The 14,277-nt window shown below is 47.2% G+C and carries 12 protein-coding genes and 1 other RNA gene; 8 read left to right on the forward strand and 5 right to left on the reverse strand.

Annotated elements, in window-relative coordinates:
• Nucleotides 1-20 precede the first annotated feature (20 nt).
• Nucleotides 21-1,124: a ribosome small subunit-dependent GTPase A gene (gene rsgA / locus R0I52_RS05655; RefSeq protein WP_317053521.1), complete on the reverse strand. Its 1,104-nt coding sequence runs from the start codon at nucleotides 1,122-1,124 to the stop codon at nucleotides 21-23.
• A gap of 215 nt (nucleotides 1,125-1,339) precedes the next feature.
• Between rsgA and orn the strand changes: the two genes are divergently transcribed.
• Nucleotides 1,340-1,927, forward strand: coding sequence for an oligoribonuclease (gene orn / locus R0I52_RS05660; RefSeq protein WP_075100646.1), 588 nt, complete (start codon nucleotides 1,340-1,342; stop codon nucleotides 1,925-1,927).
• A gap of 144 nt (nucleotides 1,928-2,071) precedes the next feature.
• On the opposite strand, the gene R0I52_RS05665 is transcribed toward orn, so the two are convergent.
• The gene (locus R0I52_RS05665; RefSeq protein ID WP_317053522.1) at nucleotides 2,072-2,914 is read right to left on the reverse strand and encodes a UDP-2,3-diacylglucosamine diphosphatase; all 843 of its coding nucleotides are present in this window, start codon (nucleotides 2,912-2,914) and stop codon (nucleotides 2,072-2,074) included.
• Nucleotides 2,915-2,971: 57 nt separating this feature from the next.
• On the reverse strand, nucleotides 2,972-3,487 hold the full coding sequence (locus tag R0I52_RS05670; protein WP_201584645.1) for a peptidylprolyl isomerase: 516 nt from the start codon (nucleotides 3,485-3,487) through the stop codon (nucleotides 2,972-2,974).
• 241 nt (nucleotides 3,488-3,728) lie between these two features.
• Between R0I52_RS05670 and R0I52_RS05675 the strand changes: the two genes are divergently transcribed.
• The 4 genes from R0I52_RS05675 to R0I52_RS05690 all read left to right on the forward strand — a co-directional run bounded on the left by R0I52_RS05675 (nucleotide 3,729) and on the right by R0I52_RS05690 (nucleotide 8,782).
• The gene (locus R0I52_RS05675) at nucleotides 3,729-5,456 is read left to right on the forward strand and encodes a glutamine--tRNA ligase/YqeY domain fusion protein (protein WP_317053523.1); all 1,728 of its coding nucleotides are present in this window, start codon (nucleotides 3,729-3,731) and stop codon (nucleotides 5,454-5,456) included.
• A 379-nt stretch (nucleotides 5,457-5,835) separates the two neighbouring features.
• On the forward strand, nucleotides 5,836-6,474 hold the full coding sequence (locus R0I52_RS05680) for a peroxiredoxin (protein WP_317053524.1): 639 nt from the start codon (nucleotides 5,836-5,838) through the stop codon (nucleotides 6,472-6,474).
• A 279-nt stretch (nucleotides 6,475-6,753) separates the two neighbouring features.
• A complete protein-coding gene (locus tag R0I52_RS05685; protein WP_317053525.1) occupies nucleotides 6,754-7,416 on the forward strand; it encodes a glutathione S-transferase family protein in 663 nt (220 codons plus the stop codon).
• A 433-nt stretch (nucleotides 7,417-7,849) separates the two neighbouring features.
• On the forward strand, nucleotides 7,850-8,782 hold the full coding sequence (locus R0I52_RS05690; protein ID WP_317053526.1) for an META domain-containing protein: 933 nt from the start codon (nucleotides 7,850-7,852) through the stop codon (nucleotides 8,780-8,782).
• Between the two features lie 138 nt (nucleotides 8,783-8,920).
• On the opposite strand, the gene ruvC is transcribed toward R0I52_RS05690, so the two are convergent.
• Nucleotides 8,921-9,505 (reverse strand): crossover junction endodeoxyribonuclease RuvC, encoded by a 585-nt coding sequence (ruvC, locus tag R0I52_RS05695; protein WP_075100653.1) that lies wholly within the window; start codon nucleotides 9,503-9,505, stop codon nucleotides 8,921-8,923.
• A 153-nt stretch (nucleotides 9,506-9,658) separates the two neighbouring features.
• Between ruvC and R0I52_RS05700 the strand changes: the two genes are divergently transcribed.
• Nucleotides 9,659-10,282: an FxsA family protein gene (locus R0I52_RS05700; RefSeq protein ID WP_075100654.1), complete on the forward strand. Its 624-nt coding sequence runs from the start codon at nucleotides 9,659-9,661 to the stop codon at nucleotides 10,280-10,282.
• 122 nt (nucleotides 10,283-10,404) lie between these two features.
• Here the strand turns inward: R0I52_RS05700 and ssrS are convergent.
• Nucleotides 10,405-10,600: non-coding RNA, 6S RNA (gene ssrS, locus R0I52_RS05705), on the reverse strand.
• Nucleotides 10,601-10,766: 166 nt separating this feature from the next.
• On the opposite strand from ssrS, the gene gpmI reads away from it, so the two are divergent.
• Nucleotides 10,767-12,422, forward strand: coding sequence for a 2,3-bisphosphoglycerate-independent phosphoglycerate mutase (gene gpmI / locus R0I52_RS05710; protein ID WP_317053527.1), 1,656 nt, complete (start codon nucleotides 10,767-10,769; stop codon nucleotides 12,420-12,422).
• A gap of 373 nt (nucleotides 12,423-12,795) precedes the next feature.
• Entirely contained in the window at nucleotides 12,796-14,250 is a 1,455-nt protein-coding gene (locus R0I52_RS05715; protein ID WP_317053528.1) for a S41 family peptidase, read from the forward strand.
• Nucleotides 14,251-14,277 lie beyond the last annotated feature (27 nt).

Below are 14,277 nucleotides of genomic sequence, written 5' to 3' on the forward strand. Positions count from 1 at the left end.
GGATTTGATAAATAGCGTTATTAATAGGGCTTGGTATCAGCCTCTTCGGTCAAGGTCACCAGGTTTTCGACTCGGCGCTGTAGCACATCACCATCAGCTACCGCTTGCCATAGCGCGCAGCCTTTGCTGTTGTGAGTGTGACGACAGTCACGGAACTGACAATCACCAGCGAGCGGGGCAAGCTCAATAAAGCCTGAGATGATATCATCAGGGGTCAGATGCCAAATCCCGTACTCACGAATGCCAGGGGTGTCGACGATACCGCCCTCAGTCAAGTCCTCTGGATTAAATGGCAATAAGCGACTGGTAGTGGTGGTATGCTGGCCAAGTTTTGAGTTTTCGGAGATGACGTTGACCATTTGACCTGACTCAGGCAGTAGCGCATTGATAAGGCTACTTTTACCGACGCCAGATTGTCCAGCAAAAATCACCAGCTTTTTATCTATATGACGCTTTAGCTCATCAAGACCTGTCTGTGCGTCGCTACCGGCGATGTTTTCAGGACAGTCAACCGACGTCAGTACGCTCTCGTAGCCAAGAGCCGCATATTGTGCCAATAGCTCACTGGTATCGACGCCGTCTTCTTGTGCGAGCAGGTCGGCTTTGTTCAGCACCAATAGCGGCTTGACACCCGCGTGATGACAGACCACCAAATAGCGATCGATCAGGGACGGCGCCGCCGCTGGCAGTGGCGCAAACACAATCGCCAAGATATCGATATTGGCGGCGACAGGTTTGAGCTTATGATACCGATCAGGACGCGAGACAAGAGAGGTACGCGGTTTGACCGACTCGATACGGCCAAAGCCGGTGTTGGGGTCAGCTGTCCAGCGTACGTGGTCGCCTGCCGCCAGCATGGGCAGGTTGGTGCGTACATGGCAGCGCCAAATATCGCCCAACTCCAGCGCTTGCCAAAATGGCTCAGGATCATCAGGCGCAATCTCTGGCTGTACCGGTAACACCGCAGGCAAGCTGGTGATTTGTACTTCTAGCTGCTTGCCATAATGCGCCATGACCACGCCATCCATCAAACTGTCATCGAGGCTGTCTTGACTGTCGAGCTGCTGTTTGTCAATGCGACGAATCTGTTGTTTAGTCAGTTTGCGTTGCCGTATTAATGCCATGGTTTTGACCTATTATAAAAATATTGCTAAGTGTAGCGTGAAAATTTGCTAACATACAGCCTAAACCGTCTGTGGCAGATAGTGGTTTTGTAATATCAGGGCTGATTTGGCGCTGTTATTCCCATGCTCTCATCTTGTCACCGTAGAGAAAACGGCACTTTTTATATAACTTATATAACAACTTGCTCCAAACATTATTGACCATAGGATATTTTATGACTACCGGCGACCATCCCAATAAAATTAAGATCAAAAATCAAGGCAAAAAAGGGCTGGTATGGATTGACTTAGAGATGACCGGACTTGATACCTTAAACGATGAGATTATCGAGATTGCCACTGTCGTCACTGACGAAGATTTAAACGTCCTTGCAGAAGGGCCAGTGTTTGCGATTAAAGTATCTGATCAGGTGTTAAATAAAATGGATGACTGGAATACCAAACAGCATGGTCAGTCAGGTCTGATCGATCGGGTGCGCCGTAGTAAGGTGACGCTGGCAGAGGCTGAAGCGGAAACCATTAAGTTTTTGAATAAATGGGTCGATAGCGGTAAGTCGCCGATGTGCGGTAACTCGATCTGTCAAGATCGTCGCTTTTTGGCGCGGCAAATGCCAGAGCTGGAGCGGTTTTTTCATTATCGCAACCTTGACGTGTCATCGATTAAAGAGCTGTGCTTTCGCTGGCGTCCCGATATCTTAAAAAACTTTGAAAAAGGCGGCAGCCATCTTGCGTTAGACGATATCCGCGACTCTATTCGTGAGCTTAAGCATTATCGTCAGCACTTTTTTAAACTGATGCCTTAATAAGATTGATAAGTTAAGCTCGATAAGTAATGAGCCTACACTTGATAAGTGAATAGCCATAAGATAAAGGGTCTGCTAAATAGTTAGCAGACCCTTTATCTTATTACATCATTTTATTATATCGTTTGGTTTGTAAAAAATACGCTAGACCAGTGAGCTAAATTCAACCAATTCAAAGTTAGCTTTATTGCTATCTGAGTGTGCATTAGTGATCATCACACCAATCACTGCGTTGACGGTTGGTTGCCGCTTCTCTTTATCGATTAAGCGCCAGTCACCCAGCACGTAGCGTTTTTTATCTGTCGTTGCTTGATGGATATCTGGGCGATGGGTATGACCATGTAGCAGCGCATCGCTATTAGCCACGGCTTGTATCACTGCCTCATCGTTGACATCCATAATGTGAGCGGCTTTATTGGCATTGTTTTGCTGGCTTTTTTGGCGCATTTTTTCCGCGATGGCCAAGCGTTTTTCTAAGGATTTATTCAGCAAATACCACTGGGTCAAACGATTGCGCATGATTTTACGAAAAAACTGGTATTTTTTATCATCGGTACAAAGCGCGTCGCCATGCTCGAGACGGTAGTGTTGCTGCCCGATGGTTAATAAATACGGCTCATCAATCAGCTCCCCGCCAAACAGGTTGCAAAACGGCTGACCCAGCAGAAAATCACGATTGCCATGCATCACCAATATCTCACAGCCCTTGATACGCAGTTGTTTTAATTTAGCGATCAGCGGGGTGAGCCAGTGGGTTTGGCGCGCGTCATCTGACAGCGTCAAATAAGCGTCATCACCGATCCAGACCTCAAACCAATCGCCTAAGATAAATAAATGTTTGAGGACGGGCAGGGCCAGACAGTCATCGAGCAGTGCCAAAAAAGCCTGCACTAAGGCAGGCTCCTCTGGCGATAAATGCAAATCGCTGATGAATACTTGCCGCACCTCATGTGGGCGGGTCGTTATCAGATGATTAAACGTTTGCATTTATCATAATCCTTGTCGTCTATTGTCAGACTATCAGTAACACTTACTTATCACGACCTACTGAGAAACGATGGTCGCAGAGTTGATAACGACAGGCTCTTTTGGCACATCAGCATGCATGCCGAAGCGACCGGTTGGTACGCCGCGCATTTTGTCGATGACATCCATACCGCTGGTGACTTTACCAAATACTGTATAACCCCAGCCTTGCATGTTTTTGCCAGAGTGGTTGAGGAAGTCATTGTCTTTGACATTGATAAAGAATTGGCTGGTCGCTGAATGCGGATCTTGCGTACGCGCCATGGCGATAGTGCCTTTATCGTTCTTTAGGCCATTGTCCGCTTCGTTTTCGATAGGAGCATTGGTTGATTTTTCATTCATCTCAGCGTCCATACCGCCGCCTTGAATCATAAAGCCATCGATGATGCGATGAAAAATCGTGCCGTCATAATGGCCAGATTTTACGTAGTTTAAGAAGTTTTCTACGGTTTTTGGTGCTTTTTCTTCGTTGAGTTCGATGACGATCGCACCCATATTGGTGTCTAGTTGTACTACTGGCGGCATGTCTACCATGTGATATTCCTTTTTTGATTGCAGCGCCTTAAATGACGCTGTCAAGTGGTGGTTAAAAGTGGGTGGTTAAAAAGTTATGGCTAGTCTAACGGCTTTTTTGTCGTCTGTCATGTATCAGGCTGTTAATGCCTTTGCAAAAGCTGATAGAATAACGCAACGTTATCTTTTATCAGTCTTTTTTAATTTATCATTTTTGAGCGTGGTAACACGCGCTGAATACTTGCGCTAGGAGCAATGAGTAATGAGTGAGCACTCAAGCAATAATGCACAAAAAAACGACTTTATTCGTAATATCATTCGTGATGATATTAAGGCGCAAAAATACCCCCAAATCGTAACGAGATTTCCCCCTGAACCAAACGGCTATTTGCACTTGGGTCATGTCAAATCAATCTGTCTAAACTTTGGTATTGCTGAGGAGTTTGGCGGGGTCTGTAATTTGCGTTTTGATGACACCAACCCAACGGCAGAAAAACAAGACTTCATCGACAATATCGAAAACGATGTCAAATGGCTTGGGTTTGAGTGGGCAGGCGAGGCGCATCATGCCTCAGGTTATTTTGATCAGCTCTATGCGTGGGCGGTGCAGCTTATTGAGCAGGGCGACGCTTATGTGGATTTGCAGTCGCCTGAACAAATCCGCGACAACCGTGGCTCATTTAACGAGGCAGGCACGCCATCACCGCAGCGTGATGCTAGTGTCGCAGAAAACTTAGCGCGCTTTAATGAGATGAAAGACGGCAAGTATGCCGAAGGCGAAGCGGTGCTACGTGCCAAGATTGATATGGCCAGCCCAAATATGAACATGCGTGACCCTGTCATCTACCGCGTTATGCACCAAGCGCATCATCAAACCGGCGATAAATGGTGCATCTATCCGATGTATGACTTTGCCCATCCGCTCTCTGATGCGCTCGAAGGTATTACTCATTCGTTGTGTACACTGGAGTTTGAAGACCATCGTCCGTTTTATGATTGGACGGTAGAAAAAATCGGCTTTGAGGTGCCGCCGCATCAGTATGAGTTTAGTCGCTTAAATGTCGACCACACCATGACCAGTAAGCGTAAACTCAAGCAGTTGGTCGATGAAGGGGTGGTAAGCGGCTGGGATGACCCGCGTATGCCGACCATCGCAGGCATGCGCCGCCGTGGTTATACGCCAGAGGGTCTGCGCGATTTTTGTGAGCGCGTTGGCGTGACCAAAGTCGACAGCGTTGTTGATTTTCGTCTATTAGAATTTAGCATTCGTCAATCACTCGAGACGACGACCGCGCGCGGCATGGCGGTGCTTAAGCCGTTAAAAGTGACGATTACTAACTTCTATGAAGCGGTTAGCAGCTGGGAGTCACAAAAGGCCGATAGCGTCAATGCGCGCTGGGATGAAGACGCTCAGACTCTATGGCTCAAGCAGCCAAAACATCCTAACGTCGATATGGGTGAGCGTGAGATTCCATTTACCGAAACCCTTTATATCGACCAAGACGACTATGAGATTGAGCCGCCAGCCGGTTATAAGCGCCTGTCACCAGCAAAGCCAGAAATCCGCCTGCGTAACACCTATGTGCTGGCCGTGACTGAGCACATTACGGACGATGCTGGCAATGTGACCGAGCTAAAAGCGACGATTGATCCTGCGACATTGGGCAACAACCCTGAAGGCCGCAAAGTCAAAGGCGTGATTCATTGGGTGTCAGCCAGCCTTGGCGTGCCTGCGACCGTGCGTATGTATGAGCAGCTATTTAGTGTCGAGGACCCAGGTAGCGCCAGTGATGTGCATCAAGTGCTCAATCCCAATTCATTGACTGAGCTTGCAGCAGTGGTTGAGCCGTCATTGGCCAATAGCGACGCGGGTACGCGCTTTCAGTTTGAGCGTGAAGGCTACTTTATCGCCGATAGCGAAGAGCACACCAGTGACAAGCCGGTATTTAACCAAATCGTCAGCTTACGCGACAGTTATAAGCCAGCTTAATGCATAGCCTTTGAGCTTGCCCTTAGAGCTTAATGTCAAATTATTATGTCAAATCATTGCCCTTTTATACTGACCCATCTCTAGTGCGCTAGGGGTGGGTTTTTCATGAATTTTGCTTGTGGGATACAGGCATGGTGGTTTAATGCGCTATGCTACCTATATACCGGTTTGCTTAGTGATAAATGGAATAAGCGAATTACAATCCGTCACAAGACATTCATAACCAGTTTGGTACTATAAAGTGAGTTTTTATTGATGCACTAGACGGGATAAGCAAATGATCAAACCGTCTCGCAAATTGTAACAATCGGTTTATAATAATAGAGCGCATAAGACAGTAAGCTCAGCGCTCATCATTCATATAAATAAGGAATTTAGTATGGCACATTTACGTTTAGGCGACACCGCACCAAACTTTGATGCAACCACCACAGAGGGTGATATTAATTTTTATGATTGGGCGGGCGATAGCTGGGTGGTATTGTTTTCGCATCCTGCCGACTATACGCCAGTTTGTACCACTGAGCTTGGCCGCACCGCTGCATTGGGCGGTGAGTTCCAAAAACGCAATGTCAAGCCGATTGCTTTATCAGTGGACGGCTTAGAATATCACAAAGGCTGGGTCGGCGACATCGAAGAGACACAAGGCACTGCGGTGAACTTCCCTATCATTGCAGACTCTGATCGCACGGTTGCGGACTTGTATGACATGATTCACCCAAATGCTGATAACACCGCGACAGTTCGCAGTGTGTTTATCATTGATCCAAACAAAAAAGTACGTCTGACCCTGACCTATCCAGCCAGCTGTGGTCGTAACTTTGATGAAATCGTTCGGGTCATCGATGCGCTACAGTTGTCTGATGAATATAATGTTGCCACGCCAGTCGACTGGAAAGATGGCGACGATGTGATCATTCCGCCAAGTGTCAAAAACGAAGACATCCCTGCCAACTATCCAAAAGGCCATACAGAAATTAAGCCATATCTACGTACCACACCTGCCCCTAATAAATAAGTGGCAGTGAATGGCAAGTTGCATGATACAAAGCCTCACGACGTATAGTTGTGAGGCTTTTTTTATATCTCAATCGTCATATTTATCTTGCTTTAGGACTCTGCCTCAGCAGAACACAAGAAAGCTTTGCTATGATGCGCCGAGTAGGCTATAACTATGGTATAGAGTCTATTCTAAATAAAAGAACCATGCGTTTATTAATCAGCAATGCTCATTACTTATTATAATAATGGCTGGCAGGGCTGAATCGTTATCTGTTTATTTTACAAGGAGTTTACTATGAAAAAACTATACGTTACTCGTACTGCCCCAAACCCGCGTAAAGCTTTGATACTCTTGGCGTCAAAAGGGATTGATGTCGATGACATGGATGACGTCGATGTGATAGATATCGACTTTGCAGCCAACGAGCAGATGTCGGCGGAATTTACCAAGATCAATCCTATGCAGACGGTACCGGTCTTGACCTTAGACGATGGGACGGTGCTTAATGACTCACAAGCGGTCTGTGAGTATCTAGACCGCGTCTATGGCGAGCGCTCAGTGATGGGGAATGATGTGGTACAGCGTGCGCAAGTTTGCGCCATGCGCCGCATCGCTGAGCTTGAGGTGTTGTACAACCTAATGCTGGCGTTTCAGCACAGTCATCCTTCCAAGGCTCAGCGCGTCGAGCAAGTTCCTGAGTTTGTCCAGCCATCTATCGCCCGTGCTACCAAAGCCATGGGCTATTTTGAGAACGCTTTAGCAGGTCGCGACTATCTCGTGGGTGAGCAGTTAAGCTTTGCTGATATTGTGCTGTATTTGGGATTGGATTTTGGCAAAATACTTAAAGTCGACCCAAGCGAGCAAGGTGAAAACCTAGCGCGTTTTTATCAAAAAATGAATGAGCAGTTTAGTATCAAAAATATGGCAAAAGCCAAGCCCGTAGATGACAGTAAGTGACGAGAGATGGACACGAGAGATTGATACATAGTCGGCTACGTACTTCTTACGTTTTTCCTTAACCAGCTACTTAGTTAACTCTTCAACTGCTGACAGCTTATATTCAATTAAAACAGCCTATCTTATGATTGGCTGTTTTTTTATTCAGTGTGAGTAAGGCGTTATAATCAAGCCGAGATAAAAGCTGCAAGATAGTAACTCACGCCTCCTAGCACTAAAAAAAAGATTTGGGAACTTTTTTTAAAAGATGTAATAAAAATAAACATTTTATTACATAGTGTCATAGACTCAGCGTTATAGTGGGCAATCTGTCTTAAGTTTCCAAACGTTGCATAAAAAGTTTTGTAATAGAGCTTAAATGATATTTGACAGTTTTTTGGCCACATCTGTTTTATACAAGAAAAGAAACCAAGCTTACTAAGAGGTACGTTGTATGGTAAGTAAAACCGCAAAACCCGCTTCAAAATGGCTGCTATTACCAAGCATGCTAGTAGCAAGCCTAGCGCTGAGCGCTTGTCAAAAATCCACTGCGCCTGCTGATGGCGACACGGTGGATAGTCACGAAGCGGCGGCAACCAGTCAGACAGATGGCGATACTCTAATAGACGAGATGAATGTAGAGAATACGGATACAGACGATGGCCATGATGATGAGCTGACGGCAGAGCAAAAAATGATCGCAAACCTGTCGCGCTACCGTTGGACGCTATCGGATATCCAGAATGCTGGTAGTGTGCCCTCGATGTCTGTGCTGACTGATATCAAAGACCAAGTAACACTACTGTTTAATCAAAACCAAGGTCAGGACACTTTGAGTTATAGCGTTGGCTGCAATGCTATGAGCGCGGTTTATCAGCTGCAAGGTAATACGTTGACCACCGAAGAGAGCATGAGTACACAAATGCTCTGCCAAGATCTCAATGAGGCTGAAAATCGTCTGAATACCTTGATGCAGGGTACGAGTGAGCTGAGCGTGACGACCGATGAGCGGCCCTTACTCACACAAGTGACCAGCGATGAGGTGACGTTGACTTGGAAAGGTCGGCTAACCTCACAGGCGAAATATAATAGCAAAGGAAAAACCATCTTTTGGGCCGTCAATGCCAAAAAAGCCCCTTGCACCGCCGACGGGACGCAGCAGTGTTTACAAGTCAAACCCATCACTTATGATGATCAAGGCATCAAGACCAGTGAAGGTAAATGGGCTGCGTTCACGGGCGAAATCGAAGGCTATCAGCATGACGGTAAGCATGATGAAGTGCTGCGTCTCCAGCGCTATCAGTTGGATGCCGAAGATGCAGAAGTCAAAGGTGAAGAATACGCTTATGTACTCGATGCCGTGATAGAAAGTAGCGTGGTAGAGTAGGGTTACTCGAGTAAGTTGGTTGGTCGTTTTGGTTATTTAAAACGAGGGCTAGATAGCCAAAGTGATTTAAAAAAACACGCGTTCAAATGACGCGTGTTTTTTTATGTCTGATGATTTTCAGACAAGTAGTTTGATGACCTAGCGTAAATTGCCCAAGTCTTCCTCTGTCAGCCGCCAGCGGCCTTTTTTCTTGGAGCTGCCGCGCCCGCGCATGGCGCTGTTTAATATCAGTTTGTTCATCGAATGGCTGGAGTGGGCATGACAAATCGCACAAGCAAGGCCGTCGGCGGCATCTTGCTGTGGCACGACGTCTAATGATAGTATACGGCATACCATCTCCTGTACTTGCTCTTTGGCCGCTGCGCCATAGCCGCAAACCGCCTGCTTGATCTGACGGGCGGTGTACTCTGATACCTCTAAGTCTAGTGCTACCATCGCGGCGATAGCGGCACCGCGGGCTTGGCCGAGCTTCAGCGCTGAGTCTGGGTTCTCAGCCATAAACACTTGTTCGATTGCCGTATGAATTGGCTCGTCAGTATATTTTAGATGGTGCTGAGTAATACGCGTTAACCCATTAAAAATCCGCTTTAAGCGCTCAGGCATCTCCTTGGTATCTGTGCGAATGGTGCCTGCATCGATATAGGTCAATTTGTCGCCGGTTTGTTGCACGATGCCATAACCGGTCATACGCGAGCCTGGGTCAATCCCAATAATAATTGCCATAGTATTCCGTCTTACTTACATTTTGTTTTATATCTTAAAAATCCGCTATAAGTTTGATAGTATAGCAATCAATCCCCATATACATCATATGTTAGCCATCTTAATTTGTATGGCGCTTTATTTATTGGTTTTTATTTTATAGGACGACACTTTATGGGTCAGATCGTTGGTATCGCCATTGTTTGGTTTATTATTGAGATGCTGCTGTGGTACTTGCTTGCTCAGTTTATGAGTGGCTGGTGGGTATTTATGTGGTTTATCATCGCCGCTGTCATCGGTGTGTCACTGATGCGCAAAGGTATGGCCGCGCTCAACCCGATGGCGCAGCAGATGAAAGCAGGTGGCATGATGAATCCAGCGATGCGCCCGCAAGAGTCTACCATGCTAAAGAGTGTGGCGATGGCGGCAGCCGGTATTTTATTACTGATACCAGGGGTACTCAGTGATTTACTAGCGTTATTGGTTGTGTTACCGCCTGTACAAAAAAAGCTGAAAGATGCGGCCAACAACTATGTCATGAATAACCAGCAAAAAATGATGGAAATGATGGCAAAACAAATGGGTGGACAGATGGGCGGTCAAAACCCATTTGGTGGCATGGGCGGCCAAAACCCGTTTGGCGGTGCAGGTGGTATGGGTGGTCAAAACCCCTTTGGTCAGCAGTCGCAAAACCCGTTTGGCGATGTCTTTAAACAGCATACCACCGTAGATGGTACAGCCAAAAGCGTGCCTAAAGATGTGAAAAAAATCACCAAGTCTGCCAATGATGAATCATAGTAAGCCGTAAAGCAGATAGCAAAAAGCCCCTTTCGTGATGAGCGAAAGGGGCTTTTTGCTGGTCTTGATGTTTTATTTATCCTTTGTATTTTACAAGCGATAAAATAAAGAGAAGACCGAATAGAACAACCGAAGTGCCGCCGCAAGATGGTGACCCATGAACCGTGAAGTTCAGGGCGGATGCGTCACTGCCTCTGCAGGTTTCCTGATACACCGCAAGCGGTGCAGGCATACACAATGAGGCAATAGGTACCACATCCTAGTAAAGCATTATCGGCTCAGGGAATAAACATCTACTAGCCAACACTTCAGAATAGTTTCATCTTAACCAATGAAAAGTATGATTGCAAGTAGCAATTACAGATTGATACGTAGTGAAAATTTGTCAGTTTTTCAGCAATTTTCAGATATGTGCTAATATAGAGGGCTTTCAACACCCTAAGACAGCATTATAGGCGTTCATTCACTTGAGGAGCGGTAATATATGACCACGAACCAGCAACCATCAGAGTCTATCGATGACAATCAGGCACAACTTAATGACAAAAACGGCGGACAAAACAAAAAAACACCGCATGTTTTGATGATATTGGACGGCTTTGGTCATCGTGAAGAAGATAAGGACAATGCCATTGCTGCGGCTAATATGCCAAACTTGGATAAAATTTATCAGCAATACCCACATGGCCTGATCTCTGCCTCTGGAGAAGATGTGGGCTTACCAGATGGTCAGTTTGGCAACTCAGAAGTGGGACATATGAACCTCGGTGCTGGCCGCGTCCTTTATCAAGACTCAACGCGTATCTCAAACGAGTTGGCCAACCGTGAGTTTTATAAAAATCAAGCGCTGGTCGATGCGGTAAAAGCGGCAAACGACTTGGGCGGTAATGTGCATATCATGGGCTTGCTCTCTGATGGCGGGGTGCACTCGCATCAAGATCATATCGAAGCGATGTGTCATTCAGCACTGGTGCATGGTGCCAAAAACGTCTTTGTGCATTGTTTTTTAGATGGCCGCGATACGCCGCCTAAGTCTGCTGACAAGTATATCGATCGCTTACGTGACCATATCGGTAAGCTCAATGCCCACTACGAAGGTGGCCGCGTACAGATTGCCAGTATCATTGGGCGTTATTATGCCATGGACCGTGACAATCGCTGGGAGCGCGTCCAAAAAGCCTACGAGTTGATCACTGAAGGCAAAGCTGATCGCTTGGCCACGCGTGCCGATGGCGCTGTACAAGCCGCTTATAAAGCGCGCGAGACGGATGAGTTTGTCAGCCCGACGACCGTGATTGGCCGTGATGAAGTGCCTTATACAGTTGAAGACAATGACGCGCTGATCTTTATGAACTTTCGCGCTGATCGTGCTCGCGAGCTTACCCAAGCGTTTGTGCTGCCAGATCATGAGTTTTCAGGGTTTGCCCGTCAAAAACAGCCAAAGCTGGCCGCCTTTGTCATGTTGACCAAATACTCTGATGTGCTGGCTGATAACCCTCACACCAGCATCGCTTATCATCCCACCTCATTGACCAACACCCTTGGCGAGTATTTACAAAATATCGGCAAGACGCAGCTACGTATCGCCGAAACAGAAAAATATGCTCATGTGACGTTTTTCTTTAGTGGTGGCCGCGAAGAGGAGTATGAAGGCGAGACCCGTATCCTAGTACCATCACCTGATGTGGCCACTTATGATCTGAAGCCTGAAATGAGCGCCCCTGAAGTGACGGATAAGCTGGTCGAGGCGATTGAGTCTGGCCAGTATGATGTGTTAGTGGTCAACTATGCCAATGGTGATATGGTCGGGCACACGGGCATCTTTGATGCAGCGGTAAAAGCGGTAGAGGCGCTCGATGTTTGTATCGGTCGTCTTGAGACTGCTGTGCGCGCGGCTGGCGGCGATATGCTGATCACTGCTGATCATGGCAACTGTGAGCAAATGCAGGACTATGAAAGTGGGCAGGTGCATACTCAGCATACCACCGAGTTGGTACCCCTGATTTATATCGGCGAGCAAAAATTCACGGTGCGCAGTGGGGGTAAACTCAGCGATATCGCTCCGACAATTTTGACCCTGATGAACGTAGATGCACCAGCTGAAATGACGGGTAAGAGCTTGCTGGTTCCAGCGTCGTAAGCCTGTTTTATGATCATACGCCACCCTCATGAGTAGCGGCGTATGATCATTGCGGTGAATGACGATACTGTGGCTATGCTGTGAGTTGTGCTGTAGCGGTAATATGGCTATGGTACGATAAGGACAGACAGACGTTGTACCGCCATATTATAAGGAGAGATCATGATTGTCTCTCCTTTTTTTTGCTATATTTTTAGGCATTTTTGTTATTGCCACGACCGCAGTCTACCAATGACAGTTAACGATTCACATACTGAGGACTTGCAATACACTACTAGTCTTAGCTCTGCTCTTGATGCTATTTTATAAAGTCGCCATCACAGATATTTTTATAATAAAAATTACGATATTTTATGATTAATACGAGTATTTTATGCGTCCTATTTATTCCATACGCTCTTTTCTCATCAAAAAAATCAATCGCGATAGCAGACGTGTATCCAGCACGCCTGCTGTATGTAAGCCTGTCTTTATGGCAGCGCTGCTAGGGCTGGTCGGTGTCCATTTCTCTCAAGCGGCCGCAGCTCCCAGTCATCATTCGGCGCAGAAGCTGCAACTGATTGGCTTAAATACAGATGAGATAGATCCTGCAGAAGACAATCTATCAGATATCGCCGACATGCTAGAGGCAGCCGACGACATCGATGACTCGATAGATAGCGTTGCCGATGAAAGCGTGCTCAATGACGAGGCCGAGGTAATCGATACCGCGATACCGCCGGAGGTTGCGCATGTGTCATTGAATGCCATTTCTCCTGAGACGCTCAAGACCTTTGTCGCTGTGGTCGATTTGGTGCGCCGTGAGTATGTCGATGCGGTCAACGACGAGACGCTGTTTAATAATGCCATGAGCGGTATGTTGACCAAGCTCGATAGTCATGCTGAGTTTTTGGATGCTGAGGCTTATGAAAACCTGCGCGCCTTTACCGAAGGCGACGTAGGCGATGTCGGTATCAAGGTCAGCTATCAGCCACAAGAAGGCTACTGGGTCATCACAGAGGTCATCGATGACTCACCTGCTGACAAAAAAGGCATCACAGTCGGCGATTATTTGCATCAGGTGGGTGAGTTTAAGCTTGATGAAAATCGCCAAACCAACGACGTTGAGCAACTGCTGACGGGTATCGCTGGCACGCAAGTAGATGTGGTGACTTCTAAAGCGGGTCGCCGTAAGCACACTACCACTTTGCAGCGAAATAACAGCCATCCGCAAACCATTGAGATAGAGCTGGTCGATGGTATTGCGGTGGTTAGGCTACCAGCCTTTCAAAACGATAGTCGTGACAGGCTGCTTGAAGGTTTGATCAATCTAGACGCGCCGGTTTCAGGCATTTTGTTGGATCTACGTGACAATCCAGGCGGCGTGCTTACCTCGGCGGTGAATGTCGCCAGTCTGTTCATGAATGATACTGATGTGGTGCAGGTACAAGCGCGCCAAAACGAGCCGCGCGTGCTGTCCACGACAGGTGAGGCCATCCTTAAGCCTTTACCTATGGTGGTGTTACAAAATCGCTACTCGGCTTCGGCGGCCGAGGTGCTTGCCAGTAGCCTGCAGGCGCAGCAGCGCGCCACTATCCTTGGGGAGGTCAGCTATGGTAAAGGATCGGTACAGTCGGTGATTCCGCTAAACGATGAGCAAGCGGTCAAACTGACGGTCGCCAACTATATGACCGCCACGGGTCAAAAGATAGATGAGATCGGGGTGACACCTGATGTGATGCTCTCTGGAAATGAGAGCACGTGGCGACAGCAGGCTCTTGAGCTGGTCAAAGAGCGCGCCTTAACGTCAGGCGTTCGTTTTGTCCGAAAGCCCAACAGCGCACAGTGAGCCCGATCTAGGTCATATAATGGTCGC

This window comes from Psychrobacter sp. CAM01 (assembly GCF_032842965.1).
Taxonomy (GTDB): Bacteria; Pseudomonadota; Gammaproteobacteria; order Pseudomonadales; family Moraxellaceae; genus Psychrobacter; species Psychrobacter celer.